This window comes from Nocardioides sp. zg-DK7169, from assembly GCF_013155365.1.
Lineage (GTDB): Bacteria > Actinomycetota > Actinomycetes > Propionibacteriales > Nocardioidaceae > Nocardioides.
The window spans coordinates 107,596-133,849 of the sequence record NZ_JABJRA010000003.1; the positions used below are offsets into that span (position 1 = coordinate 107,596).

At 70.8% G+C, this 26,254-nt stretch carries 23 protein-coding genes; 12 read left to right on the plus strand and 11 right to left on the minus strand.

Going from position 1 to position 26,254, the window contains the following annotated elements; genetic code table 11:
- Nucleotides 1-1,251 carry an alpha/beta hydrolase gene (locus HOQ23_RS05570; RefSeq protein WP_172212639.1) on the minus strand — a complete coding sequence of 417 codons (1,251 nt, stop codon included), beginning with the start codon at nt 1,249-1,251 and terminating at the stop codon, nt 1-3.
- A gap of 882 nt (nt 1,252-2,133) precedes the next feature.
- Between HOQ23_RS05570 and HOQ23_RS05575 the strand changes: the two genes are divergently transcribed.
- Nucleotides 2,134-4,329 carry a phage infection protein gene (locus HOQ23_RS05575; RefSeq protein ID WP_172212641.1) on the plus strand — a complete coding sequence of 732 codons (2,196 nt, stop codon included), beginning with the start codon at nt 2,134-2,136 and terminating at the stop codon, nt 4,327-4,329.
- A 96-nt stretch (nt 4,330-4,425) separates the two neighbouring features.
- Here the strand turns inward: HOQ23_RS05575 and HOQ23_RS05580 are convergent, their stop codons facing one another.
- Nucleotides 4,426-5,481, minus strand: coding sequence for an LLM class flavin-dependent oxidoreductase (locus HOQ23_RS05580; RefSeq protein WP_172212643.1), 1,056 nt, complete (start codon nt 5,479-5,481; stop codon nt 4,426-4,428).
- A gap of 80 nt (nt 5,482-5,561) precedes the next feature.
- Complete coding sequence (gene kstD / locus HOQ23_RS05585) at nt 5,562-7,268, minus strand: 3-oxosteroid 1-dehydrogenase (RefSeq protein WP_172212645.1); 1,707 nt, start codon at nt 7,266-7,268, stop codon at nt 5,562-5,564.
- A 63-nt stretch (nt 7,269-7,331) separates the two neighbouring features.
- Between kstD and HOQ23_RS05590 the strand changes: the two genes are divergently transcribed.
- The 5 genes from HOQ23_RS05590 to HOQ23_RS05610 all read left to right on the plus strand — a co-directional run bounded on the left by HOQ23_RS05590 (nt 7,332) and on the right by HOQ23_RS05610 (nt 11,449).
- On the plus strand, nt 7,332-7,709 hold the full coding sequence (locus HOQ23_RS05590; protein ID WP_172212647.1) for a VOC family protein: 378 nt from the start codon (nt 7,332-7,334) through the stop codon (nt 7,707-7,709).
- Nucleotides 7,710-7,780: 71 nt separating this feature from the next.
- On the plus strand, nt 7,781-8,947 hold the full coding sequence (gene hsaA, locus HOQ23_RS05595) for a 3-hydroxy-9,10-secoandrosta-1,3,5(10)-triene-9,17-dione monooxygenase oxygenase subunit (RefSeq protein ID WP_172212649.1): 1,167 nt from the start codon (nt 7,781-7,783) through the stop codon (nt 8,945-8,947).
- Complete coding sequence (hsaD, locus tag HOQ23_RS05600; protein WP_172212651.1) at nt 8,947-9,834, plus strand: 4,5:9,10-diseco-3-hydroxy-5,9,17-trioxoandrosta-1(10),2-diene-4-oate hydrolase; 888 nt, start codon at nt 8,947-8,949, stop codon at nt 9,832-9,834. The genes hsaA and hsaD overlap by 1 nt, the downstream gene beginning before the upstream one ends.
- A 26-nt stretch (nt 9,835-9,860) precedes the next feature.
- On the plus strand, nt 9,861-10,757 hold the full coding sequence (hsaC, locus tag HOQ23_RS05605; protein WP_216653745.1) for an iron-dependent extradiol dioxygenase HsaC: 897 nt from the start codon (nt 9,861-9,863) through the stop codon (nt 10,755-10,757).
- A 44-nt stretch (nt 10,758-10,801) separates the two neighbouring features.
- Nucleotides 10,802-11,449: a flavin reductase family protein gene (locus tag HOQ23_RS05610; RefSeq protein ID WP_367650386.1), complete on the plus strand. Its 648-nt coding sequence runs from the start codon at nt 10,802-10,804 to the stop codon at nt 11,447-11,449.
- 3 nt (nt 11,450-11,452) lie between these two features.
- Here the strand turns inward: HOQ23_RS05610 and HOQ23_RS05615 are convergent, their stop codons facing one another.
- Together HOQ23_RS05615 and HOQ23_RS05620 are read right to left on the minus strand one after the other, a co-directional pair.
- Nucleotides 11,453-11,800 carry a hypothetical protein gene (locus HOQ23_RS05615; protein ID WP_172212653.1) on the minus strand — a complete coding sequence of 116 codons (348 nt, stop codon included), beginning with the start codon at nt 11,798-11,800 and terminating at the stop codon, nt 11,453-11,455.
- A 53-nt stretch (nt 11,801-11,853) separates the two neighbouring features.
- Nucleotides 11,854-13,017, minus strand: coding sequence for a steroid 3-ketoacyl-CoA thiolase (locus HOQ23_RS05620; protein ID WP_172212655.1), 1,164 nt, complete (start codon nt 13,015-13,017; stop codon nt 11,854-11,856).
- Between the two features lie 159 nt (nt 13,018-13,176).
- Here HOQ23_RS05620 and HOQ23_RS05625 point away from each other — a divergent pair, with 159 nt between their 5' ends.
- Both HOQ23_RS05625 and HOQ23_RS05630 read left to right on the plus strand, forming a co-directional pair.
- Nucleotides 13,177-14,412 (plus strand): cytochrome P450, encoded by a 1,236-nt coding sequence (locus HOQ23_RS05625; protein WP_367650387.1) that lies wholly within the window; start codon nt 13,177-13,179, stop codon nt 14,410-14,412.
- 44 nt (nt 14,413-14,456) lie between these two features.
- A complete protein-coding gene (locus HOQ23_RS05630) occupies nt 14,457-15,695 on the plus strand; it encodes a cytochrome P450 (protein ID WP_172212657.1) in 1,239 nt (412 codons plus the stop codon).
- A 36-nt stretch (nt 15,696-15,731) separates the two neighbouring features.
- On the opposite strand, the gene map is transcribed toward HOQ23_RS05630, so the two are convergent.
- The 4 genes from map to HOQ23_RS05650 form a co-directional block, all read right to left on the minus strand.
- Nucleotides 15,732-16,499, minus strand: a complete 768-nt coding sequence (gene map / locus HOQ23_RS05635; RefSeq protein ID WP_172212659.1) for a type I methionyl aminopeptidase — start codon at nt 16,497-16,499, stop codon at nt 15,732-15,734.
- Nucleotides 16,500-16,611: 112 nt separating this feature from the next.
- A complete protein-coding gene (locus HOQ23_RS05640) occupies nt 16,612-17,775 on the minus strand; it encodes a thiolase domain-containing protein (RefSeq protein WP_172212661.1) in 1,164 nt (387 codons plus the stop codon).
- Nucleotide 17,776: 1 nt separating this feature from the next.
- Complete coding sequence (locus tag HOQ23_RS05645) at nt 17,777-18,829, minus strand: thiolase domain-containing protein (protein WP_172212662.1); 1,053 nt, start codon at nt 18,827-18,829, stop codon at nt 17,777-17,779.
- A 14-nt stretch (nt 18,830-18,843) separates the two neighbouring features.
- Nucleotides 18,844-19,821, minus strand: coding sequence for a Zn-ribbon domain-containing OB-fold protein (locus HOQ23_RS05650; RefSeq protein ID WP_172212663.1), 978 nt, complete (start codon nt 19,819-19,821; stop codon nt 18,844-18,846).
- Between the two features lie 58 nt (nt 19,822-19,879).
- Here HOQ23_RS05650 and HOQ23_RS05655 point away from each other — a divergent pair, with 58 nt between their 5' ends.
- Together HOQ23_RS05655 and fadD8 are read left to right on the plus strand one after the other, a co-directional pair.
- Nucleotides 19,880-20,923 carry an LLM class F420-dependent oxidoreductase gene (locus tag HOQ23_RS05655; protein ID WP_172212664.1) on the plus strand — a complete coding sequence of 348 codons (1,044 nt, stop codon included), beginning with the start codon at nt 19,880-19,882 and terminating at the stop codon, nt 20,921-20,923.
- Between the two features lie 55 nt (nt 20,924-20,978).
- Nucleotides 20,979-22,568 (plus strand): fatty-acid--CoA ligase FadD8, encoded by a 1,590-nt coding sequence (gene fadD8 / locus HOQ23_RS05660; RefSeq protein WP_172212665.1) that lies wholly within the window; start codon nt 20,979-20,981, stop codon nt 22,566-22,568.
- Nucleotides 22,569-22,604: 36 nt separating this feature from the next.
- Here fadD8 and HOQ23_RS05665 read toward each other — a convergent pair whose 3' ends face one another.
- Complete coding sequence (locus HOQ23_RS05665) at nt 22,605-23,489, minus strand: aldo/keto reductase (RefSeq protein WP_172212666.1); 885 nt, start codon at nt 23,487-23,489, stop codon at nt 22,605-22,607.
- A gap of 87 nt (nt 23,490-23,576) precedes the next feature.
- Between HOQ23_RS05665 and HOQ23_RS05670 the strand changes: the two genes are divergently transcribed.
- On the plus strand, nt 23,577-24,125 hold the full coding sequence (locus HOQ23_RS05670; protein WP_172212667.1) for a TetR/AcrR family transcriptional regulator: 549 nt from the start codon (nt 23,577-23,579) through the stop codon (nt 24,123-24,125).
- A 14-nt stretch (nt 24,126-24,139) separates the two neighbouring features.
- Nucleotides 24,140-25,423: a hypothetical protein gene (locus HOQ23_RS05675; protein ID WP_172212668.1), complete on the plus strand. Its 1,284-nt coding sequence runs from the start codon at nt 24,140-24,142 to the stop codon at nt 25,421-25,423.
- 9 nt (nt 25,424-25,432) lie between these two features.
- Here the strand turns inward: HOQ23_RS05675 and HOQ23_RS05680 are convergent, their stop codons facing one another.
- A complete protein-coding gene (locus tag HOQ23_RS05680; protein ID WP_172212669.1) occupies nt 25,433-26,251 on the minus strand; it encodes a crotonase/enoyl-CoA hydratase family protein in 819 nt (272 codons plus the stop codon).
- Nucleotides 26,252-26,254 lie beyond the last annotated feature (3 nt).

Genomic DNA, 26,254 nt, shown 5'->3' on the forward strand with positions numbered 1-26,254 from the left:
TCAGGCGGCGCTGCCCTGCCGGGCGCGCCGCCACCGGTTCCAGTGCCAGTGCAGGTGGCGGTCGATCGCGTGCACGACGTGGGTGCTGCGGATCGAGGTGAACATGTCGAAGGCGTGCTGGGCGCCCGGCAGCTCGGCGTACGCCACGGTCGCGTTGCCGACCTCGCGCAGCTTCTCGACGAAGCGGCGTGCTTGCTCGACCGGGACCAGCCCGTCGTGGGTGCCGTGGATGACGAAGAAGTCCGGCGCGTCCGGGGTCACCCGGAGGATGGGCGAGCCGGCCTCGAAGACCTCGGGCGCCTCGGCGTAGGTGCGCCCGACCACGCGCGGTGCGAGGAACCGGTCGCGCAGCAGCTCGGCGCTGCGCAGGCCCGTGGAGGCGGCGAAGTCGTAGACGCCGTAGTGGGGGACCGCCACCTGCACGCTGGTGTCGGCGTCCTCGAAGCCGGGCTGGTAGGCCGGGTCGTTGGGCGTGACCGCGGCGAGCGCGGCGAGGTGCCCGCCGGCGGAGCCACCGGTGATCGCGACGTAGTCGGGGTCCCCGCCGTACTCGGTGATGTGCTCCTTGACCCAGGCGAGGGCGCGCTTGACGTCGATGATCTGCGCGGGGAACGGGTCGCGCGGGGCGAGGCGGTAGTTGACCGCGACGCAGACCCACCCCTTCGCGGCGAGGTGGTGCATCAGCGGCAACCCCTGCTGGTCCTTGGTGCCGATCGTCCAGCCGCCGCCGTGGACCTGCACCAGCACCGGGGCGCCGGACACGTCGCCCTCGGCGGGGCGGTAGACGTCGAGCAGTCCGCGCCGACCGTGCTCGGGGGCGTAGGGGATGTCGCGGTCGACGTGGACGGCGAGGTCGCGCACCCGGAAGGGGTAGAGCAACCGACGCCACGGCACCGCGAGCTCCGCCGGCGTCGGGCGGCTCTCGAGCTCGTCGAGGTAGCCGGTGCCGAGCGCGGTCGTCAGCGCGGCCTCGGTGTCCGTGCGCGCGTGGCGCGACTGTTCCAGCACCACGCCCAGGCCGACCAGGCTTGCGCCGCCCAGGGCCAGGCCGAGCCGGCTGCGCCCACGCGACCCGCCCCACACGGCGTGCGCCGCGGTGTCGGCGGCGGTGAGCGCGAACAGGTGCGGCGCGAGCTCGGTCGTCATCCATCCGGGGATGAAGGAGGCGATGCCGCCGCGGAACCCCGGCACCGGTCGAAGGGCGTTGGCCACGAGGGCCGCCGTGATGATCCGCCGGCGCAGGAACGACATGGCGCACATCCTAGGAGCGGATGTGGTCAGCGCCACCCCAGGGCGGGCGCGAGGTCGTGCAGGACGCTCTCCAGCACGTGGGCGTTGTAGTCGACGCCGAGCTGGTTGGGGACTGCCTAGCGGACACTAGTAATCCGGGGAGGAAGCCATGTCTACGACCAAGCGCAGAGCCGCGATCTAGGCTCGCCTCGGTCGGGACAAGGACGGTGATCGCGTCGGCGTTGCTCGTCAGGAGGCGCTTTGTCGGAAGAAGGCCGACAGCCTCGGTCTTGAAGTTCTCGAGGTCAATCAGACAACGACATTGGGACGTCCAACCTCACGGGCAACAAGCCTCGCAAGGATTGCCAGCGCATGCTTGCGGATGTCCGCTCCGGTGCCATTGACACGAGCATCGCCTACTCCAACTCGCGGCTCACTCGTTGACCAGCGGAGTGGATTGAGCTGGGTCGCTCTGGCGGAATCTGGCGCTCTCCAGGTCGAGACGGAGTCCTCCGGAAAGTACGATCTCACCACCGCCGAAGGTCGTGCACTTGCCATTACGGTTGCGGCTTGGGCCGCTGCCGAGGTCAACCGAATCTCTGGACCTCAGAAGGTCACTTTCCTGACAATGCCCTGGCGGGTAAGCCCAAGCTCCAGCGGCAATGCCCTCGGGTGGAAGGGGGACGGCATCACAGTGGAACCTGCTGAGGCTGATCTGATCCGGCACGCCGTCACCAAGCTCAGGGCGGGAGGCGGTGTCACGACCATTGCTCGGGAATGGGAGTCGGCTGGTACTCCTACGCCAGCGGGGGGGGGGCGGGTGAAGCGGGAACACAGCGTGCTCAAGCGTGTACTGTCCGGGTGGCGAACTGCAGGCGTGCGATTTCTCGCTAGGCTCCAGGCATGCAGACTCTTCAGATCGAGCTTCGCAACTGCCACGGAGTCCGAGAGCTCGACGCTGAGCTTCCGTTCGACCGGAAGCGTGCGGTTGCCATCTACGCACCCAACGGCACCATGAAGTCGAGCTTCGCCCGCACCTTTCTGGACTTCTCGCGGGACGAAGAATCGGCGGACCATGTTTTCACCGATCGCGAAACCATTCGCAAGATCGCGGACGAAAACGGCGATCAGCCGGATCCCTCTAGCGTGTCGGTGTTCCTGGCGTACGACGAGCACTACGTGGCGGACGAGTTCGCGTCCACGCTGCTCGTCAATGCGCCACTTCGCGCAGAGTTCGAGTCCATCAACAAGGGGTTGATGAAGCTTGAGGCCGCGTTGACGAAGGAGCTGAAGAAGACGGCGCGGACCAAGCAAGATGTGGCAACACTCGTCTCCCAGATCTTCACAAAGCAGGATGACAACTTCTTCGGTGCCTTGGCGCGCGTGAGCTACGAGGTGGAGCAGCTGGAGGGCACCCCGCTCGCCGATCTCCCGTACGACACGATCTTCAACGCGAGCGTCGAAAGGGTCTTGCTAGACCCAGCACTTCGGGATTCGCTTAGCGACTATGTGACCCGACTCAACGAGTTGCTGGATAGCTCCGTCTTCTTCAGTCGATCATCGTTTACCTACTACAACGCCGAAACCCTGAGCAAGAGCCTCGTTAGTCAAGGCTTCTTCAAGGCCAAGCACTCGCTGCTCCTGACCGGCGACGACAGCCCGAGGGAGGTGGCGAGCGAGAAGGCCCTGACGGCCCTGATCGCCGAGGAGAAGCAGCGCATCTCGGACGATGAAGAACTGACGAAGAGACTGAATGCGCTGGAGAAGGCGCTGAACGCGAACCAGGCCACGCGCGATTTCTTCAAGCTCGTTTCCGATCGGCCCGAACTACTTGCCGAGTTCCAGAACATCGAACTGTTCAAGCAGAAACTCTGGGTCGCCTATCTCAAGGCGTCGGAGGAACTCGTCGCGGAAGCGGTCGCAAGTCACAAGTCATCCGAGGGACGGCGCAAGGCGATCCTCAAGCAGGCGGTGGCCGAGCGAACGAGGTGGGAGGAGGTCATCGATCTCTTCAACGCGCGGTTCTCCGTGCCATTCACGCTTGTCCCGCGGAATAGGGAGAAGGTAATGCTCGCCCAAGAGCCATTCCTCGAACTCGATTTCGACTTCAAGGATGGCGGCGGAGCCTCGCGGGTCGACAGGGAGCACCTGCTCCGAGTACTGAGCACCGGCGAGAAGAAGGCTCTCTACATCTTGAACATTCTGTTTGAGGTGGAGGCCCGGCGAGGGACGGGTGAGCTGGCGATCTTCGTCATCGATGACATCGCGGACTCCTTCGACTATAAGAACAAGTACGCCATCATCTACTACCTGCAAGAGATGGAGCAGGAGGAGAACTTCCGCCTGCTGATCCTGACGCACAACTTCGACTTCCTGCGTACCATCTACGGGCGCGGCGTCGTGGGTTGGGGCCATTGCTTCATGGCAGAGAAGAGTCCTGAACGAGTGAAGCTCAGCAAGATGGCGGGGAACACGATCAAGAACCCCTTCACGCTGGATTTCAAGAAGAAGATCTTCATCGATGGGATGAAGCGGATCGCCTGCATCCCCTTCGTGCGAAATCTTATAGAGTACAGCCGAGGAACCGAAGATGACGACTACTTGAAGCTCACCTCTCTGCTCCACCACAAGACCGACACCGCGTCCATCACGCAAGCTGAGCTCGACACGATATTCAAGAATGCGCTGGCGGGGTTGCCCGAACAGTCATGGGCAGATCCGAGCGAGCCGGTAATCGACATGATCTACCGCGAAGCAGATGCCTGTCTCGAAGCAGATGAAGGGGTGAACTTCGCCAACAAGATCGTCCTGTCGATGGCTATCAGGCTCCGTTCCGAGTCGTACATGCTCGGTCGGATCAACGACCCGGCGACCACCGACGCCATAGCCAAGAATCAGAACTGGGAACTCTTCAAACTGTTCGATCAGCGCGGAGTTGGTAACGCCGGAGAGCTTGCGCACCTACGCTCGGTGTTGCTCATGACTCCTGAGAATCTTCACATCAACTCGTTCATGTACGAGCCGATCATCGACATGTCGGACGGCTCGCTCCGTGATCTGTACACGACTATTTCTGGGCTCGACAAAGCGGCAGTTTGAACGAGGCCCCCCACGCCTATTAGTGCGCACAGGCTGCGATCTTGTGCCGCCCTGGGCAGCCCTCGGTGGAATGTGCAGTAGTGCATAGTGACGGGCTTAGATCGCGTATCCCTCGACGGGACCGTCGGTGTTCGGCTTCCATCCGAGGGCAGGAGCGACATGCGTTGTGAACGATTCCAGGAGGTGTACAACATAAGGAACACCCAACTGGTTGGGGACGGTGAGCAGCAGCGTGTCGGCCGCGGCGACCGCCTCGTCGGCAGCGAGCTCGGCGATCAGGCGCTCCGGTTCCCCGGCGTACGTCTTGCCGAAGCGGGCGCGGCCGCCCTCGAGCATGCCGACCTGGTCCTGGCTGCCCGCCTCGCCGCCGAAGTACGCGCGATCGGTGGCGTTCACGATCGGGAAGATGCTGCGGCTGACCGAGACGCGGGGCTCGCGGTCGTGGCCGGCCTCGCGCCACGCGGCACGGAACCGCTCGATCTGCTCGGCCTGGAGGCGGTGGAACGGGACGCCGGTGTCCTCGGTGAGCAGCGTCGAGCTCATCAGGTTCATCCCCTTGCGCGCCGCCCACTCGGCGGTCGCCCGCGACCCGGCGCCCCACCAGATCCGCTCGCGGAGGCCGGGGGAGTGCGGCTCGAGGCGCAGCAGGCCGGGCGGGTTGGGGAACATCGGGCGCGGGTTCGGCTCCGCGAAGCCGCGGCCCTGGAGCACCTCGAGGAGGACCTCGGTGTGCTCGCGCGCCATGTCCGCGTCGGTGCTGCCCTCCGCCGGGTTGAACCCGAAGTAGCGGTAGCCGTCGATCACCTGCTCCGGTGATCCCCGGCTGATGCCGAGCTGGAGCCGCCCGTCCGCGATCAGGTCGGCCGCGCCGGCGTCCTCGGCCATGTGCAGCGGGCCCTCGTAGCGCATGTCGATCACGCCGGTGCCGATCTCGATGCGGCTGGTCCGTGCTCCGATCGCGGCGAGCAGCGGGAACGGCGAGGCCAGCTGGCGGGCGAAGTGGTGAACCCGGAAGTACGCCCCGTCCGCCCCCAGCTCCTCGGCCGCCACGGCCAGGTCGATGGACTGGTGCAGGACGTCCGCGGCCGAGCGGGCCTGGGACTGCGGCGAGGGGGTCCAGTGGCCGAAGGACAGGAAGCCGATCTTCTTCACCTCGGGCCAACCCGCCGCGGCCCCGCGATCTTCCCGGGGCCGCGGGCGTGCCGGTAGCCCCGTCGGCCCTGGCAGCCCTGTCAGCCCAGGCCCTCCCCGGCCGGCTGCGCGGCGCCGGCGGCGTCCCGGGCGGCCGCGATGTCCTCGGCGGCGAGGTAGCCGAAGGTCAGCGCGGGGCCGATGGTGGCGCCCGGACCGGCGTAGGTGCGGCCCATCACCGCCGCGGAGGTGTTGCCGGCGGCGTACAGGCCGGGGATGGCGCTGCCGTCGGTGCGCAGCACCCGGGCCCGCTCGTCGGTGACCAGCCCGCCCTTGGTCCCGAGGTCGCCGGGGACGATCTTGACCGCGTAGAACGGGCCCTGGTCGATCGTGTGCAGCGAGGGGTTCGGCTTGACCGTCGGGTCGGAGTAGTAGCGGTCGTAGGCGCTCTCGCCGCGGTGGAAGTCGGCGTCGACACCGCTGCGCGCGAAGCCGTTGAACCGCTCGACGCTCGCGCGCAGCGCGTCGGCCGGTACGCCGATCTCCGCGGCGAGGCCCTCGACGGTGTCGGCGCGCTTCACCACGCCGGCCTTGTACCAGCGGCCGGGGAACGGCTGGCGGGGGCCGAGCCCGGCGAACAGGTAGCGGTTGCGGTAGCGCTGGTCGATGACCATCCAGCTCGGCACGTGGGTGACGCCGCTGGCCTCGCCGCGGTAGATCTCGTGGGTCGCCTCGACGTAGGGGAGCGCCTCGTTCATGAACCGCTTGCCCGCGCCGTTGACGATGATCGAGCCGGGCAGGTTGCGCTCGGCCAGGCAGAACCACGGCCGGTTCGGCAGCGGGATCGTCGGGCCCCACCAGGCGTCGTCCATCAGGTCGACGGCGGCGCCGGCCTCGAGGCCCGCGAGGATCCCGCCGCCGGTGTTGTTCTGCGAGCCGGTCGTCCACTCGACCGAGGTCGGGTGCGGCTGGTACTGCTCGCGCATCTCCAGGTTGCGCTCGAACCCGCCGCTGCCCAGCACCACGCCGCGCCGCGCCCGCACCTGGTGCTCGGCTCCGTCGCGCACCACACGCACGCCGACCACCCGGCCGTCCTCGACCAGCAGGCCGACGAGCTCGGTCTCGTAGTGCACCGGTACGCCGGCGTCCATCAACCCCTTGCGCAGGCCGATCGCGATCGCGTTGCCCATGGCGTACATCCGCTGACCGCGCAGGCCGCTGATGATCCGCTTGATCGCCACCTTGACCCCGGTGAGCGGCCCGCGGAGGGTGCGCATGCCGAGGCTGAGCTTCCGGAAGTCGGCCTGGGTGACGATCATGTTGGCCGGCGCCTTGGTGTACTGCGGGTGCAGCCGGTCCAGCTCGTCGCCGAGGAAGCGGGCGTCCAGCGGCACCGGCTCGCAGCTGCGGCCGGCCGGCCGGCCGCCGGGCGCCTCGGGCAGGTAGTCGGAGTACTGCGGGACCCAGCGGAAGCGCAGCGGCGTGTGCGCGCGCAGGAAGTCCATGACCTCGGGCCCGCGGTCGATGTAGGTGTCGCGGCGGACCTTCGGCACCACGTCGCCGACGATCGCGTCGAGGTACTGCTTGGCCAGGGCCGGGTCGTCGGCCTGGCCGGCGTCCGCGAGGGCGTAGCTCCCGGGGATCCAGACCCCGCCGCCGCTGCGGGCCGTGGACCCGCCGAACCAGGCGCTCTTCTCGATCACGACGGTGTCCAGGCCGCGGGCGGCGGCCGCGAGGGCGGCGCTCATGCCGGCGCCACCGGCACCGACCACGACGACGTCCACCTCGGGCGGCAGGAGGGTGCTCATGGGCGAAAACTGTAACAGGTTCTATCGGGTGCGCGTCCGGCCCGGCGTGGCAGTCTCTGCCCCATGAGCTCCCATGTCGCGAACCTGTGCATCGACGCCGCCGACCCCTACGCCCAGACCATGTGGTGGGCCCGGGTCCTCGAGGACTTCACGGTCCAGCCCGACGACGAGCAGCAGCCCGGGGACGACGAGTGCGGGCTGCGCGGACCTGACGGGCGGTGGCTGCTGTTCCTCCAGGTGCCGGAGGTCAAGCAGGTCAAGAACCGCATGCACATGTGCCTGCGCCCCACCGACCGCAGCCGCGACGAGGAGGTCGAGCGGGTCCTCGGCCTCGGCGCCACCCTGGTCGCGGACCGACGCAACGGCGACCGGGGCTGGGCGGTGCTGGCCGACCCCGAGGGCAACGAGTTCTGCGTGCTCAGTCGCGCTGCCGCCGACTGAGCGGAGCGCTCCTCGCGCAAAACGAGAACGTGTTCTAGTCTAGCGGCGTCCCACCACGACAGGAGAACGCCATGTCCCAGGCAGTGCTCGATGCGGTACGCGACCTGCTCCCGACCTTCCGGGAGCGCGCCGACGAGACCGAGCGGCTGCGCGTCGTCCCCGACGCCTCCATCAAGGAGCTGGAGGACACCGGCTTCTTCCGGCTGCTCCAGCCGCGGCGCTTCGACGGCTACGAGGCCGACCCGATGACCTTCTACACCGCGGTGCGCGACATCGCCTCGGCGTGCGGCTCGACCGGCTGGGTCTCCAGCGTGGTCGGCGTCCACCCCTGGCAGGTGGCGCTCTTCAGCGACGAGGCGCAGCAGGCGGTGTGGGGTGCCGACACCTCGACCCGGCTGAGCAGCTCCTACGCCCCGACCGGCAAGGCGACCCAGGTCGACGGCGGCTACCGGCTCTCCGGGCGCTGGAGCTTCTCCTCGGGCTGCGACCACTGCAGCTGGGTGCTGCTCGGCGCACTGGTGTTCACCGACGAGGGCCAGGTCGTGGACTTCAAGACCTTCATGGTCCCGCGCGCGAGCTACACCATCCACGACGTGTGGCACACCGTCGGCCTGCGCGGCACCGGCTCCAACGACGTCGTCGTGGACGACGTGTTCGTCCCCGAGGCGTTCACGCTGTCGATGGGGGAGACCGGGCGCTGCCACGGCCCGGGGCAGGAGCAGAACACCTCCGACCTCTACAAGCTGCCCTTCCACTCCGTCTTCACCTCCACGATCACGACGCCGATCGTCGGCATGGCGCGCGGCGCCTACGACGAGCACGTCGCGATGCAGAAGAAGCGGGTGCGCGCGTCGTACATCGGGGAGAAGGCGTCCCTCGACCCGTTCGCCGCGGTGCGCGTCGCCCGGGCCTCCTCCGACATCGACGCCGCCTGGGCGCTGCTGATGGGCAACCTGCGCGAGGAGATGGCGCTGGTCGCCAAGGGCGAGACCATCCCGCTCGGCCTGCGCCTGCGCGTGCGCCGCGACCAGGTGATCGGCACCCAGCGCTGCATCGACGCCATCGACACCCTCTTCGAGGCCTCCGGCGGCCGCGCGCTGGCCGAGGGCAGCTATCTCCAGCGGGCCTGGCGCGACGCCCACGCCGGCCGGGTGCACGCCGCGAACGACCCCGAGCGCGCGCTGCAGATGTACGGCGCGCACGAGTTCGGCCACCAGGTCGACCCGGGGATGTACTGATGGGCGCGCAGGCGACGTACGAGCAGGAGGCGGTGCGCCGCTCGGCGAAGGCCGGGGGCCTGACCCTGAACTACTACGAGGCGGGCCCCGAGGGCGGCAGCGTCCTCGGCGGCGGGCTGCCGCTGGTGATGCTGCACGGCGGCGGTCCCGGTGCCTCGGCGTGGTCGAACTTCGGGCGGGCCCTGCCGCACTTCTCGGCGTCGTTCCGCACCCTGCTGGTCGACCAGCCCGGCTTCGGCGGCTCCGACAAGCCGCCGGTGGAGGGCAACTACTACCGCTTCGCCGCCGACCACGTCGTCGCCCTGCTCGACGAGCTCGGCATCGAGCAGGTGCACCTGCTGGGCAACAGCCTCGGCGGTGGTACGGCGATGCGCCTGGCGCTCAGCCACCCCGACCGGGTGGGCCGGCTGGTGCTGATGGGCCCGGGCGGGCTGTCGCTCAACCTCTTCCACGCCGACCCCACCGAGGGCGTGCAGCGGCTGATGGAGTTCGGTGCCGAGCCGACCCGGGAGGCGCTGCGCGCTTTCATCTCCACGATGGTGGTCGACCAGACGCTGGTCACCGACGAGCTCGTCGAGGAGCGCTTCGCCGACGCCACCGCGCCCGGCGCCCGCGAGGCGATGCGGTCGATGGGCATGTCGTTCTTCGACCCCGCCTCCGCCGAGGACGGCCTGCTGTGGCGCGAGGCGCACCGGCTGCGCCACCACACGCTGCTCACCTGGGGCCGCGAGGACCGGGTCAACCCGCTCGACGGGGCGCTGGTCGCCCTCAAGCTGATCGCGCGTGCCCGCCTGCACGTGTTCCCGAACTGCGGGCACTGGGCGCAGATCGAGGCGGCCGAGGAGTTCGCCGAGGTCGCCACGGCCTTCCTCGCCCGCTACCACTGAGAACCCCCGACCGGAAGCAGAGACAGATGATCGACATCAAGTCCATGGGCTACGTGCGCGTCGCCTCCACCGACCCCGCCCAGTGGACCCAGTTCGCCGGCAAGGTGCTCGGCCTGGCCGAGGGTCGCGGCCCGAACCCGGAGCACCAGTACTGGCGCATGGACGAGGTCTCCGCCCGCCTCGTGGTCGTTCCCTCCGACGTCGACCAGCTCGCCGCCACCGGCTGGGAGCTGGCCGACCACGCGGCCCTGCAGTCCGCGCGCGAGCACCTCGCGAAGGCCGGCGTGGAGTTCGAGGAGGGGACCCGCGAGGAGCTCGACGAGCGCCGGGTCCAGGAGCTGATCCGGTTCGCCGACCCGTGGGACAACGTCTTCGAGCTGTTCCACGGCATCACCTACGAGGCGCACCCGCTCGTCACGCCGTACGCCGCGCGCTTCGTCACCGGCAGCCAGGGGATGGGCCATATCGTCGTGCCGGTCGGCGACGACGTGGAGGCGCTGCGCTTCTACCGCGACGTCCTGGGCTTTCGGCTGCGCGACTCGATGTCGATGCCCGGCGAGTTCGTCGGCAAGGAGCCCGGCTCGAAGGTCTGGCTGCGCTTCCTCGGGGTCAACCCGCGCCACCACTCCCTGGCGTTCCTGCCGATGCCGAACCCGGCCAAGTGCGTCCACATCATGCTCGAGGTGGACCGGCTCGACCACGTCGGCCGTGCCCTCGAGCGCGTCCGCAAGCACGGCGCCCCGCTGTCGGCGACCCTCGGGCGCCACATGAACGACGAGATGGTCTCCTTCTACGTCCGCTCGCCCGGCGGCTTCGACGTCGAGTTCGGCTGCGAGGGGCTCCAGGTCGACGACCAGGCGTGGGTCGCGCGCGAGTCCACGGCGGTGTCGTACTGGGGCCACGACTTCGGCGGCGGGCAGTAGTGGGCGAGCCGTCCGGTACGGCGGGGACGGCTAGGGTCGAGGAGGTGAGCTCCCGATCCGCCGACGGCGAGGACCCGCCGATCCTGGAGGGCATCAGCCCCGACGCGCGCCGGTCGTGGCCCAGCCAGGAGCTGATCAGCTCCTGGCTCGGCGACGCCGAGCCCGACTTCGAGCTCAAGCCCGGCGAGGCGGTCGCGGTGCCCGACGACGCCGAGGCGCTCGCCGAGGCGCGGCGCTTCCGCGACGTCCTGGGCACGTTCGCCTCCGGCATCACCGTCGTGACCACGCTGAGCGGCGGCGAGCCGGTCGGGATGACCTGTCAGTCGTTCTCCAGCGTCTCGCTCGACCCGCCGCTGGTGCTCTTCGTCCCGGCGAAGACGTCCCGGGCCTGGCCGCTGATCCAGCGGGCCGGCCGGTTCTGCGTCAACGTCCTGGCCGCGGACCAGTCGGACCTGTCCAACCAGATGGCCAGCCGGGGGGCCGACAAGTTCAGCGGGGTTGCCTGGACGCCCTCGGCGCACTCCGGTTCGCCGGTGCTGGACGGCTCGCTGGCCCACCTGGACTGCACGATCCACGCCGTGCACGAGGCGGGGGACCACTACGTCGTGATCGGGCGGGTGCAGGACCTGCAGGCCACCACCCGTCAGGACCCGCTGCTGTTCTTCCGGGGCGGCTACCGCACCACCGACTGAGCCTCAGCGCAGGACGAGCCAGACGCCGAGCACGCCGGGGAGCACGCCCAGCAGCATCCACGCGCTCGCCGGCGAGCGGCGGTGGATCGCGAACCCGGCGGCCATGCCGAGGACGCCGAAGACGCCGGCGATGACACACAGCCCGATCTGCGAGGCCCGCTTGTCGTCGTCGATGTAGGTCGCGAAGAGCACGAGCGCCGCGGCCATGTGCCAGATGGTGGTGACCGCGAGGGCCGAGAGCACCCACTTCTGGACGCCCTCGATCCCCATGCCCGGCTTGCTGACCTGCTGCGGGCGCGGTGCGGACAGGTCCATCAGGTGGCGCGCGCGGCGTGGCTGCGTCTGGTTCACGGTACCGAAAGTACTCCCGGCGGGTTCGCGAGAAACAACCGGGCGGGGGGTTCTCAGATCCGCTCGATGATCGTCGCGGTCGCCATCGCGCCACCGGCGCACATGGAGATGAGCGCGGTCGAGGCGTCGCGACGCTCGAGCTCGTGCAGGGCGGTCGTGATCAGGCGGGTGCCGGTCGAGCCGACCGGGTGGCCCAGCGCGATCGCGCCGCCGTTGACGTTCACCTTGTCCATGTCGACCTCGTGCACCTTGGCCCAGGACAGCACGACCGAGGCGAAGGCCTCGTTGACCTCGAAGAGGTCGAAGTCGCCGATCGACATGCCGGTGCGCTCCAGGATCGCGCGGGTGGCGTCGATGGGGCCGTCGAGGTGGAAGTAGGGGTTCGAGCCGACCAGCGTGTGCCGCACGATGCGTGCGCGCGGGGTGAGGCCGAGCCCGCGGGCGCGGTCCTCGTCCATGATCAGCACGGCGGAGGCGCCGTCGGAGATCTGCGAGGACGTGCCGGCGGTGTGCAGACCCTCGGGCAGCACGGTGCGCAGGCCGGCGAGGCCCTCGCTCGTGGTGTCGCGCAGGCCCTGGTCGGTGGAGACCAGTCGGGTCTCGCCGGTCGGCTTGCCGTCCTCGTCGAGCACCGGCGCCTCGTACGGCGCGATCTCGCGGGTGAAGCGGCCCTCGTCGACGGCGACGCGGGCCCGGCGCTGGGACTCCAGGCCGAACGCGTCGAGGTCCTCGCGGTTGATCTGGTGGTGGCGCGCGATCCGGTCGGCGCCCTCGAACTGGTTGGGCATGTCGATGGACCAGTCGTCCGGACGCGGGTCGCCCAGCCCGGGCGGGACGTTGCCGCCGAGCGGGATGCGCGACATCAGCTCGACGCCGCAGGCGATGCCGGCGTCGATGGACCCGGCGGCCACCATGTCGTTGACCAGGTGGGCGGCCTGCTGACCGGACCCGCACTGGGCGTCGAGCGCGGTGCCCGCGGTGCGCTGGGCGAGGCCTGCGTGCAGCCAGGCCCGGCGGACCATGTCGTTGGACTGCTCGCCGGCCTGGGTGACGCAGCCGCCGATCACCTGGTCGATGACCTCGGAGTCGACGCCGGCGCGTCGCAGGACCTCGGTCTGCGCGAAGCCCAGGAGCGTGGCCGGGTGGACGCCGGCGAGCCACCCCTTGCGCTTGCCGAGGGGGGTGCGGACGGCTTCGACGATGACGGGAGTGCCCATGCTCGGCAACGTAGAACACGTTCTGGCGCCGGGCAAGGCGTGGTCCCGGTGAGCGGAGCGCGCGCAAGGGCGCCCGTAACCCCTGTCGCTCCGTACCGTTGGTATGTAACCTGCACCACTAGAACGTGTTGCACCACCCCTGCGGAAAGGCCATGCCACGTGAGCACCTCGCTCGAGATCCCCGTCAACTTCGACCCCACGGACCCCGACGTGATGCGCGAGCGCGTCCCGCACGAGGAGCTGCTCGCCCTGCGGCGTACGGCGCCGGTCTCGTGGGTCGCGCAGTCCGAGGCCGGCCTGGGCGGCTTCCAGCACACCGAGGGCTTCTGGGCCCTGAGCAAGCACGCCGACGTGGCGGCGGTCTCCAAGGACCAGGCGAACTTCTCCACCCGTGAGAACGGCGTGATCATCCGGTTCAACCCCGAGATGACCCGCGAGGAGGTCGAGCAGACCGGCTTCCTGCTGATCAACCACGACGCGCCCGACCACACCAAGCTGCGCCAGATCGTCTCGCGCGCCTTCACGCCCCGCGCGATCAACGCGCTCGCCGACGACCTCAAGGTGCGCGCGGCGAAGATCGTCGAGGACGCCGTGGCCGGCGGGTCGGGCAACTTCGTCGAGGACGTGGCCGCGGAGCTGCCGCTCCAGGCCATCGCGGACCTGCTCGGGGTGCCGCAGGAGGATCGCGGCAAGCTCTTCGAGTGGTCCAACCAGATGATGGCCTACGACGACCCGGACGTGCCGGGCGACCAGATGACGGCCTTCATGGAGATCCTGGCCTACTCGATGGGCCTGGCCGACGAGCGGCGCCAGCGCCCGCAGGACGACATCATCACCAAGCTGGTGACCGCGGACGTCGACGGCCAGGGCCTCAGCGACGACGAGTTCGGGTTCTTCATGATCCTGCTCGCGGTGGCCGGCAACGAGACCACTCGCAACGCCACCACGTGGGGCATGCACGCCTTCCTCAACAACCCCGAGCAGTGGGAGCTGTACAAGCGCGAGCGGCCGCGCACCGCCGTCGACGAGATCATCCGCTGGGCGACCCCGGTGACGGTCTTCCAGCGCACCGCGATCAACGACATCCGCATCGGCGACGCCGACATCAAGAAGGGCGACCGGGTCGGGCTGCTCTACGCCAGCGCCAACTTCGACGAGGACGTGTTCACCGACCCGTTCCGCTTCGACATCACCCGCGAGCACAACCCGCACCAGGCCTTCGGCGGGCACGGCGCGCACTACTGCATCGGCGCCAACCTGGCGCGCCTCCAGGTGGACCTGATCTTCAACGCCCTCGCCGACCTCGCCCCCGACATCCGTCAGGTCGGCGAGCCGGACCGGCTGCGCAGCGGCTGGCTCAACGGGGTGAAGGACTACCAGGTCGCCTACCGGTGACCGCTCGGCACCCGCTCACCACCCGCACAGGAAGAGCCTGAGCCATGACCGCTGCCGTCCTGCCTGAGGGGTTCGACCCCACCGACCCGTCCGTGATGGAGCGGGGGGTGCCGCACGAGGCGTTCCGGCGCCTCAGGCAGGACGCACCGGTCTCCTGGATCGAGCAGGTGCCCGGCGCGTACGACGGGATGTCGGCGGAGTCCGGCACCGGCTACTGGGCGATCACCAGGCACGCCGACGTGTCGGCGATCTCGAAGAACTCCAAGGACTGGTCGAACGCCGAGAACGGCGCGATCGTGCGCAACACCGCCGGGATGCAGCGCGAGCAGGTCGAGCTCCAGCGGGTGATCATGATCAACCAGGACCCGCCCGAGCACACCACCACCCGACAGATCATCTCGCGGGCCTTCACGCCCCGCTCGATCGCCGAGCTCGAGGAGGTGATGACGCGTCGCGCGCACGACATCGTCGCGGCGGCACGCGCGTCGGGGAGCGGCAACTTCGTCGAGCAGGTGGCCGCCGAGCTGCCGCTGCAGGCGATCGCGGACCTGATCGGCGTACCGCAGGAGGACCGGCGCAAGCTCTTCGACTGGTCCAACCAGATGCTGGCCGGCGAGGACCCCGACTACGCGGGGAGCTCCGAGGTCGCGGCGGCCGAGATCCTCGGCTACGCGATGCTGCTGGCCGCCGACCGCACCGCGCACCCGCGCGAGGACCTGATCACCAAGATGATCAACGCCCACAAGGGCGAGCGCGGCCTCAACGACGACGAGTTCGGGTTCTTCGTGATCCTGCTCGCGGTGGCCGGCAACGAGACCACCCGCAACGCCATCGCGCACGGCATGGCGGCGTTCCTCGACCACCCCGACCAGTGGCGGCTGTGGTGCGAGGAGCGCCCGGCGACGATGGTCGACGAGGTCGTGCGGTGGGCGACGCCGGTGACGGTCTTCCAGCGCACCGCGCTGCGCGACGTCGAGGTCGACGGGGTCCGGATCGCCGAGGGCCAGCGGGCCGCGCTCTTCTACGCCAGCGCCAACTTCGACGAGGACGTGTTCACCGACCCGCACCGCTTCGACATCACCCGCGAGCACAACCCGCAGCTCGGGTTCGGCGGGCACGGCGCGCACTACTGCCTGGGCGCCAACCTGGCGCGCCAGGAGATCCGGCTGATCTTCGAGGCCCTCGCCGACCAGGTCCCCGACATCGCCCGCGCCGGGGCGGAGCGGCGGCTGCGCCACGCCTGGGTCAACGGCCTGAAGGACCTGCCGGTCCGCTACGCCTGAGCCCGGAACCGGCCCAGGCGGAGCGGTACGCCGGGCTCAGTCGCGAGCGGTGAGGACCAGCGGGCCGTCGTCGGTGATCGCGACGGTGTGCTCGGAGTGCGCGCCGCGCGACCCGTCCGCCGAGCGCAGCGTCCAGCCGTCGGGGTCGGTGTAGATCTCGTCGGTGGTGTGCAGGAACCACGGCTCGATCGCGATCACCAGGCCGGCCTGGAGCTTCAGCCCGCGCCCGGCGCGCCCGTCGTTGGGCACGTGCGGGTCGCCGTGCATGGTCCGGCCGACGCCGTGGCCGCCGAACTGGGTGTTGATCCGCAGCCCCTCGCCGCGGGCCACCTCCGCGATCGCGGCGGAGATGTCGCCGAGCCGGTTGCCGACCCGGGCCGCCTCGATGCCGGCGGCCAGGGCGCGCTGGCTGGTGTCGATCAGGCGCAGGTCCTCCTCGCGGGGGGTGCCGACGACCAGGCTGAGCGCCGAGTCGGAGACCCAGCCGTCCACGGAGGCCGCGAAGTCGACGGAGAGCAGGTCGCCGTCGCGCAGCGCGTAGTCGTGGGGGAGACCGTGCAGGACCGCGTCGTTGACCGAGGTGCACAGCACCTTGCCGAACGGCGAGGCGCCGAAGGACGGGTGGTAGTCGAGGTAGCAGGACTCCGCGCCGCGCTCCTTGATCATCTCGTGCGCGACCCGGTCGAGGTCGAGGAGGTTCACGCCGACGTCGGCGACCTCGGAGAGACGGGTGATGACGTCGGCGACGAAGCGGCCGGCGGGCTTCATCTGCTCGATCTGGGCGGGGGTGCGGAGCTCGATCACCCCTCGAGCCTAGGCCGCGCCGCACCGCGGCGCACACCGGCCGGGCCCCACGCAGCGGGCCCCGGGCGCCACCGCGGTACGGCGGCGGTGCCCGGGGCCCGGGTCGTGTGGCTCAGGAGGTCGGCTTCTCGCTGCCGACCACCCACATCGAGAAGAACTGCGAGCCGCCGCCGTACGCGTGCCCGAGCGCGCGGCGTACGCCGTCGACCTGGTGCTCGCCGGCGGCACCCCGGGCCTGGAGCGCGGCCTCGCCGAAGCGGAGCATCCCGGAGGCGCCGATCGGGTTCGAGGACAGCACGCCGCCCGAGCAGTTCACCGGCAGCTCACCGGTCATCGAGGTCGCGCCCGACTCGGTGAGCTTCCAGCCGCTGCCGACCTCCGCGAACCCGAGGCTCTCCATCCACATCGGCTCGAACCACGAGAACGGCACGTAGATCTCGGCCGCGTCGATCTCGGTGAACGGGTCGGTGATGCCCGACTGGCGCCACAGCTGGGCGGCGGCGTCGCGGGAGGCCTGCGGGTTGACCTGGTCGCGCTCCGCGGCGCTCGTGGCCTCCGAGCGCATCACGGTCCCGTGGATCCACGCCGGGTTGGGCGAGGCCTTCGCGGTGTCCTCGTCCACGATCACCAGCGCGCATGCGCCGTCGGAGGACGGGCAGGTCTCGTCGTAGCGGATCGGGTCCCACAGCATCTGCGAGGCCAGCACCGACTCCACCGTGGTGTCGGGGTTGCGCAGGTGGGCGTAGGGGTTCTTCAGCGCGTTCTGGCGGTCCTTGGCGGCCACGATCGCGCCGATGTGGGTGGGCGCCGAGGAGCGCCGGATGTAGGAGCGCACGTGCGGGGCGAAGTAGCCGCCCGCGCCGGCGTGCACCGGCATGTTGAACGGCACCGGCACCGAGAGCGCCCACATCGCGTTGGACTCCGACTGCTTCTCGAAGGAGACCGTCAGCACCCGCTTGTGCACGCCGGCCTGCACGAGCGAGGCGGCCACGATCGCCGTCGACCCGCCCACCGAGCCGGCCGTGTGCACCCGCAGCAGCGGCTTGCCGGCCGCGCCCAGGGACTCGGCGAGGAACAGCTCGGGCATCATCACGCCCTCGAACAGGTCCGGCGCCTTGCCGATCACGATCGCGTCGATGTCGTCGAGGCCCAGGTTCGCGTCGAGCAGGGCGCGGTCGATCGCCTCGCGGCACAGGCCGGCCATCGAGACGTCCTCGCGCTTGGAGCGGTGGTGGGTCTGGCCGACCCCGACCACGGCTGCTGGCAGCTTGCCCATCTCAGGCCCGTCCTTCCATCACGCACACGAGGTTCTGCTGGAGGGCCGGGCCGCTGGTGGCATGCCCGAGCACCTTGTCGGCGCTGCCGTCCCAGACCCGCCGGGCGGCCTCGCCGAGGCGGATCAGGCCGCCGGTGAACATCGGGTTGCCGGCGAGGGCACCGCCCGAGGGGTTGATCGCGACGTCGTCGCCCAGAGCCAGCTCGCTGCGCAGCACCAGCTCCTGGTGGCTGAACGGCGCGTGCAGCTCGGCCACCTCGACGCCGCCGAGGTCGCAGCGCGCGGCGGACGCCGCGGCCGAGGGGGACCGGGTCAGGTCACGGGTGCCGACGCTGATCGGGTCGACGTACGTCGAGATGCCGCTGATCCACGCGGGCCGGTCGGAGACCTCGCGGGCCCGGTCGCCGGCGGCGAGGACGATCGCGGCCGCGCCGTCGGTCACTGGCGCGCAGTCGTGCTTGCGCAGCGGGTCGGCGTACAGCGGGCGGGCCAGGAGGTCCTCCACCGAGGAGCCGCCGCTGCGGATCGCGTGCTCGTTCTTCTCCGCATCGGTCAGCGAGCGCTGGACGACCTCGGCCATCGCGCGCTCGTCCCAGAGCCCGGCGTCGATGCCGGCGCGGGCCTGGAGCCCGGCGAGGGACACGGTGTCGGGCCACAGCGGGGTCATCGTGTACGGGTCGAGCTGGAGCGACAGGGTGCGGCGCAGCAGGCCCGCGGAGCTCTTGCCGAACCCGTAGACCAGGGCCGTGTCGACCTCGCCGGTCTGGATCTTCAGCCAGGCCTCGTAGAGCGCCCAGGCGGCGTCCATCTCGACGTGGGACTCGTTGACCGGCGGGTTGACCCCGATCGCGTCCACTGCCGAGACGAACGAGAACGAGCGTCCGGCCAGGTAGTCGGAGGACCCGGAGCACCAGAACCCGATGTCGCGGCGGTCCCAGCCGGTCTGCTCGTAGCACTCCGCGAAGAGCGGGACCAGCAGCTCCACGCAGTTCGGCGACCCGTCGAACTCCTTCATCTGTCGCTGGGCGAACCCGACGACGGCGACGTCTCTCATCTGTTGCTCGCCTCTCAGAGGTGGTGGCGGTAGGTCTCGTACGCCGCGTCCGGTTCACCGGTCGGCGCGAAGTGGCTGATGTTCTCGATCGTGGTGCCCCACTCCTCGCGGGGCTTCCAGACGGCCTTGACCCGCATGCCCATCCGGACCTCCTCGGCCGGGATGTCGAGGATCAGGTGCAGGAAGGCGATGTCGGCGCCGTCGAGCAGCACGTAGGCCGAGACGTACGGCGGCTTGATCCGCTGGCCGAGGAACGGCACGTTCACGATGCAGAACGTGGTCACGGTGCCGGTCTGGGCCAGCTCGACCTCGTCGGTGGTGGGTGTCCCGTCGTCGGGGCAGGCCGGGCGCGGCGGCACGTAGACCTTGTCGCAGGTCGGGCAGCGCTGGGCCACGATCCGGCCCTCGGCGAGGCCGCGGTAGAAGGCCGACTCCTCGGGGGAGGCGGCGTAGACGTAGTCCAGCGCCACCGGCGTGATGACGCCCGTGACCGGGTCCTCCACGGCCCTCGGCTCCGGCTGCGTACGATCCGAGCCGCCCGCGGTGCCCGCGTCGGACTCGCCGGCGGGTTCGAAGCAGGCGATGTCGGTGATGGCGCCGGTGCGCTCGGCGGCCCAGCGCACCTGCACGCGCATGCCGGTGCTCACCTCGGCGGGGGAGGCGACGTCGAGGGCGTGCAGGAAGGGCGCGTCGGCGCCGTCGAGGCGCACCAGCGCGAAGGCGAAGGGACGGTCGAGGGGCTGCCCGGCGACCGGCTCGGGCACCCAGGTCCACGAGGTCACGGTGCCGGTCGGCGCCACCTCGACGAACTCGGTGACCGGGTCGTGGGTGACCGGGTCGTACTCCGGGGGCGGGACCACCACGCCGTTCGAGGTGCGGCCGCCGACCACCCGCGCGTCGCGCAGGCCGGTGAGGAACCGCCCGATGACGGGTCCGGTGGAGCGGGTGTAGTCGAAGGCGACGGTGACAGGGGCTGACAAGGTGCGAGCCATGTCCCAGAAACTAGAACAGGTTCTACGTTGCTGACAAGGCGTCTGCCATGGTGTGGCCATGAAACTGGGACTGCAGCTGGGTTACTGGGGCGCACAGCCACCGCAGGGCGTCGGCGAGCTCGTCGCGGCGGCCGAGGAGAGCGGCTTCGATGCGATCTTCACGGCGGAGGCATGGGGCTCCGACGCGTTCACGCCGCTGGCGTGGTGGGGACGCGAGACCTCGCGGGTGCGGCTCGGCACCTCGATCGTGCAGATGTCGGGCCGCAGTCCCGCCTCGATCGCCATGCACGCCCTGACCCTGGACCACCTCAGCGGTGGCCGGGTGGTGCTCGGCATGGGCGTGAGCGGCCCCCAGGTCGTCGAGGGCTGGTACGCCCAGCCCTTCGCCAAGCCGCTCGCGCGCACCCGCGCGGTCGTCGACATCATCCGCCAGGTCCTCGCCCGCGAGGCGCCGGTGACGAACCCCGGCCCGCACCACCCGATGCCGTACGACGGGCCGGGCTCGGTCGGGCTGGGCAAGCCGCTCAAGCCGATCGTGCACCCGCTGCGCGCCGACCTGCCGATCTGGCTGGGCGCCGAGGGCCCGAAGAACGTCGCCCAGACCGCGGAGATCGCGGACGGCTGGATCCCGATCTTCTACACGCCGAGGTCGGCCGGGATGTACCAACCCTGGCTCGACGAGGGTTTCGCCCGCCCGGGGGCGCGCCGCACGCGCGCGGACTTCGAGATCGCGGCGACCTGCCACCTCGAGGTGGTCTCCTCGGCTCAGGAGAAGGCGGCGGTGCTGGACTCGATGCGCCCGTTCGTCGCGCTCTACATGGGAGGGATGGGGGCGAAGGAGGCGAACTTCCACAAGGAGGTCTTCGTCCGCATGGGCTACGCCGAGCTCGCCGACGAGGTGCAGAAGCTCTACCTGGCGGGCGAGAAGGACCGGGCGACCGCCCTGGTGCCCGACGAGCTGGTCGACGACATGCACATCATCGGCGAGGCCGGCGAGGTGAAGGAGAAGGTCGCCCAGTGGGAGGAGACCGGGGTGAGGACCCTGCTGCTGAGCTGCCGATCCCCGCAGGAGGTCAGGTCGGTGGCCGAGCTGCTCGCCTGAGCCGAGCCGGGACGGCGCTGGCGCCGGGACTGGAACACGTTCTAGTCTCGGCGCCATGAGCGACGAGATCCGGACCGGCCCCCACAACGGTCACCTGATGGTGTCCGCCCTGCGCCGCCACCGCGAGCGCGCGGTGATGCACCTCGGTGACACCACGCTGACCGGGGGCGAGGTGGCGGCGCGGATCAGCCAGTACGGCCAGGCCTACGAGTCGCTCGGCGCCGGGCGCGGCACCGCGGGCGCGCTGCTCGCGCTCAACCGGCCCGAGGTGCTGTTCATCCTCGGCGCCGGCCAGACGCAGGGCTACCGGCGCACCTCGCTGCACCCGCTCGGCTCGCTCGAGGACCACGCGTACGTCATCAACGACGCGGAGATCACCACCCTCACCATCGATCCGGTGCCGATGTTCGTGGAGCGCGCGCTCGGGCTGCTCGAGCGCTGCCCCAAGCTGGAGAAGGTGCTCACCATCGGCCCGGTCCCCGAGGCGCTCGGCCACGTCGGGCACGACCTGACCGCCGTCGCCGCGTCGTACGACCCGGTGCCGCTGGAGGCGGCGACCCTGCCGTCCGACCACATCGTCTCGATCACCTACACGGGCGGGACGACGGGCAGGCCCAAGGGCGTCGTCGGCACGGCTCGGGGCATGCACGCGATGACCCAGGTGCAGATGGCGGAGTGGGAGTGGCCCGAGTCGCCGCGATTCTTGATGTGCACGCCGCTGTCGCACGCGGGCGCGGCGTTCTTCGTGCCGACCGTGCTCAAGGGCGGGTGCCTGCACGTGCTCGCGAAGTTCGACCCGGCCGAGGTGCTGCGCACCATCGAGGAGCAGCGGATCACCGCGACCATGCTGGTGCCCTCGATGCTCTACGCGCTGCTGGACCACCCCGACTCGCGCACCCGCGACCTGTCCTCCCTGGAGACCGTCTACTACGGCGCCTCGGCGATCAACCCGGTGCGGCTCAAGGAGGCGATCGACCGGTTCGGGCCGATCTTCGCCCAGTACTACGGCCAGTCCGAGGCGCCGATGGTGATCACCTACCTGGCCAAGGCCGACCACCTCGGCGACGACCGGCGGCTGGCCTCGTGCGGGCGCCCCGCGGCCTTCCTGCGCACCGCGCTACTCGGGGAGGACGGCCGGCAGGTGCCGGTGGGGGAGCCGGGGGAGATCTGCGTCGCCGGCCCACTGCTGGCCGACGGCTACTGGAACCTGCCCGAGGCCACCGCGGAGACCTTCCGCGACGGCTGGCTGCGCACCGGCGACGTGGCCCGCGAGGACGAGGACGGCTTCTGGTACATCGTCGACCGCACCAAGGACATGATCGTCACGGGCGGCTTCAACGTCTTCCCGCGCGAGGTCGAGGACGTGGTCGCCGAGCACCCCGCGGTCGCCCAGGTCGGGGTGATCGGGACGCCCCACGAGAAGTTCGGCGAGGCCGTCACCGCGATCGTGGTGTTGCGCGAGGGCCACGAGCTCACCGACGAGGTGGTCGCGGAGATCCAGCAGATGGTCAAGGACCGCAAGGGCTCGGTGCAGGCGCCCAAGCAGGTCGTCGCCACCGACGCGCTGCCGCTCACCGGTCTCGGCAAGCCGGACAAGAAGGCGCTGCGCGCGGCGTACTGGACCGGAGGGCGCGCCGTCGGCTGACCGCGGCCCGACCGGCGCCCGCCTCGCGCGGCGCCGTCAGGACGCGTCGAGGCGGGCCACCTCGTCGGCACTGAGGTCGAGGTCGGCCGCGGCCGCCGAGTCGCGGATCGACTCCGGGCGCTTGGCGCCGGGGATCGGGATCACGCGCGGCGACTGGGCGAGCTCCCAGGCGAGCGCCACCTGCTGCGCGCTGACGCCGCGCGCGGTGGCGACCTCGGCGAAGGCGGGGTGCTTCTCGGCCATCGACTTCGCGTCGCCCAGGCCGCCGAGCGGGCTCCACGGCAGGAAGGCCAGGCCCAGCTCGTCGCACACCTCGATCTCGGGGGCGCTGGTGCGGAAGGCCGGGGAGAACTGGTTCTGGACGCTGACCAGGCGGTCGCCCAGCACGGCGTGCGCCAGCCGGATCTGCGCGGGGTCGGCGTTGGAGAGCCCGACCATCGCGACCTTGCCGGACTCCGCGACCTCGCGCAGCGTGCCGACGACCTCCTCGTAGGGGACCTTCGGGTCCGGGCGGTGGTGCTGCCACAGCGCGATCTGCTCCACGCCGAGGCGCTCCAGGCTGGCGTCGACCGCGTGGTGCAGGTGCTCGGGCGAGGAGTCCAGCGCCCACGCGCCACCGCCGGCACGCACGTGGCCCGCCTTCGTGGCGAGCAACACCCGGTCGCGCACGCCGAGCTCGTCGAGCAGCGAGGCGATCAGCAGCTCGTTGGCCCCCTGCGCGTCGGCGCCGAGCTTCTCGCCCCAGCCGTAGGCGTCCGCGGTGTCGAAGAGCGTGACGCCAGCGTCCAGCGCGGCGCGCACGGTGGCGAGCAGCTGCTCGCGGGGCTGCGGGCCGGACTGGTCGAAGGTCATCAGGCCGAGGCCGATGGCGCCGACCTCGACGCGGCCGACGGTCTCGTTGCCCAGGGTGCGTGTCCTCATGGGTGCATCGCTACCACGCCGGTGGTCGCCCACCCCGTTGCTCGTGCCTGTCGGGACTGTGGGGCGGGTCGTCGCTACCCTCGCGGCGTGAGCCGGACGACCCGCGACGTGATCGCCCTCGAGGCCCGGCGCCAGTTCATGGCGCAGGGGTACGCCGCCACGTCGGTGCGCGCGGTCGCCTCCGCTGCCGGGATCGACCCCGCACTGGTGATCCGCCACTTCGGGTCCAAGGAGCAGCTGTTCCTGGAGACCGTCGACGTGGGCGGGCCGTTCGCGCCCGCGCTCGACGGTCCGCTCGAGGGCCTCGGCGAGCGGCTCGTCGCGATGGTGCTCGACGATCGGCTGGCGGGGGTCCTGCGCACGCCGTACCGCGCGATGATCCGGGCCACCGACAGCGCCGCGGTGCGCGAGCGGCTGGTCTCCGCGATGGAGGCCACGCTGGCCCGCCCGCTGGCCGCGCGACTCGAGGGCCCCGACGCCGACCTGCGGGCGCACCTGGTCGCGGCCCAGGTCGGCGGGCTGCTCGAGGCGCTGGTGATCCTGGAGGACCAGACCGTGCTGGGCGCGGATCCCGTGGACGTCGCGCGGCTCTACGGCGCCGCGGTGTCAACACTGTTGACACCGCCGGCCGGCTGACCCACGATCACCCCATGCCCAGCCGGTACGCCGCCCTGTCCCGCGACGAGCTCGCCGCCCTCGTCCCCGAGCTGCTGCTGATCGGACAGCTGATCGACCGCTCCGGGATGGCCTGGTGCATCGGCGCGTTCGGCCGCGAGCAGATGGCGCAGATCGCGATCGAGGAGTGGGCCGCCTCCTCGCCGATCTACACCCGGCGCATGCAGGACGCGCTCGGCTACGCCCCCGCCCCCGGGGAGGGCGACGTGGTGACGATCTTCAAGGGCCTCCAGCTCGACATCGGTGCGCCGCCGCAGTTCATGGACTTCCGCTACACCGTCCACGACCGCTGGAACGGCGAGTTCCACCTCGACCACTGCGGCGCGCTGCTCGACGTCGAGCCAATGGGGCCCGACTACGTCCGCTCGATGTGCCACGACATCGAGGACCCCACCTTCGACGCCACGGCGGTGGCCACCAACCCGCACGCCCAGGTGCGCCCGCTGCACCGCCCGCCCCGGGTCCCCGCCGACCGCCGGCCGCACTGCGCGTGGACGGTGCGCATCGACCCCTCCCACCCGCCGGTCGCGGCGATCGAGCAGTGCGCGGTGATCGCGGAGAGCCGCGCCGCCCGGCTCGTGCTCGACCCGATCGACCCCGCCGACGAGGGGCAGGCGGACTACACCGGCCCGCTGGTCTCCGACCTCGACTTCGCCGAGTTCTCCCACTGCGCGCTGGTGCGGATCGCCGACGAGGTGTGCGTGCAGATGCACCTGCTCAACCTCGCCTTCGTCCTGGCCGTGCGAGCGCGCGCCGGCGCGGACGAGGGGCTGCTGCGCACGATCACCACCCGCCAGCTGACCGGCATCGCCGGCGTGGCCGCCGCGCGGATCCACCGGGCGCTCGCGCTGCCGAGCGACGCGGCAGGTGCGCTGCGGGTCCTCGAGCTCCACCCGCTGCTCAACCCCGCGTCGTACGTCGACGCGACGCTCGAGCCCGGCACGCCGGGGGGCCCGGTGCTCGGGGGGGACCCGGTGCTCGGGGAGCTCAGCGTGCGCGAGTCTGCCGCGACCCACGATGGCGCCTGGATCTCGCGCTGCGGGCCGGGCTCGATCGCGCCGCTCCAGGCGATCGTGCGCGCGGTGGACCCGCACCTCGACGTCGAGGTGGTCGGCACCGACGAGGACTGGGTCGCCCGGCTGATCGAGCGCGCGCAGCCCGCACCGGTCGCCGACGAGGTGGCGGTGACGCGGATCAGCGGCGGCGCGGGGTTCGAGTTCGAGCCGCGCCGCTCGCTGCCGATCACGCCGGTCGGGTGAGCGGTCCGCTCAGCGGCCGGTGAACCGCGGGGCGCGCTTCTCCGCGAACGCGCGCGGCCCCTCCTTGGCGTCGTCGGAGGCGAACACCGCGGCGCCGACGCGAGCGTCGTCGGCCCAGCACTCGTCCTCGTGGCGGCCCTCGGAGTCGCGCATCGTGCGCAGGATCGCCTGCACCGCGAGCGGGCCGTTGGCGCAGATCTGGTCGGCCAGCTCGTGGGCCTTGGCCAGCGCCTGGCCGTCAGGGACGACGTGCCCGATCAGCCCCAGCTCCTTGGCCTCCGGGGCCAGGACGTGCCGACCGGTGAGCAGCAGGTCGGCAGCGACCGTGTACGGGATCTGGCGCACCAGCCGCACCGCCGAGCCGCCCATCGGGTAGAGGCTCCAGCGGGCCTCGGAGATTCCGAACTTCGCGGACTCGCCGGCGACCCGGATGTCGGTGCCCTGGAGGATCTCGGTGCCGCCGGCGATCGCGGGGCCCTCGACCGCGGCGATCAGCGGCTTGGTGAGCCGGAAGCCCTTGAGCAGCCCCTTGATCACCGACGGGTCGTACTCCCCGGACTCGAAGCTCTCCGAGGGCGGCTTGGCCGACATGGACTTCAGGTCCGCGCCCGCGCAGAAGTAGCCACCGGCGCCGGTGAGGATGCAGACCCGGATCTCCTCCTCGGAGTTCACCCGGTCCCAGGCCGCCTCCATGATCGCGAGCATCTCGCCCGACAGCGCGTTGCGCCGCTCGGGGCGGTTCATGGTCACGATCAGCTTGTGGCCGTCCTGCTCGACGAGGCAGTGCGGTGCGGCGTCGGTGGTGGACTGGCTCTGGGTGGCGGTCATGGC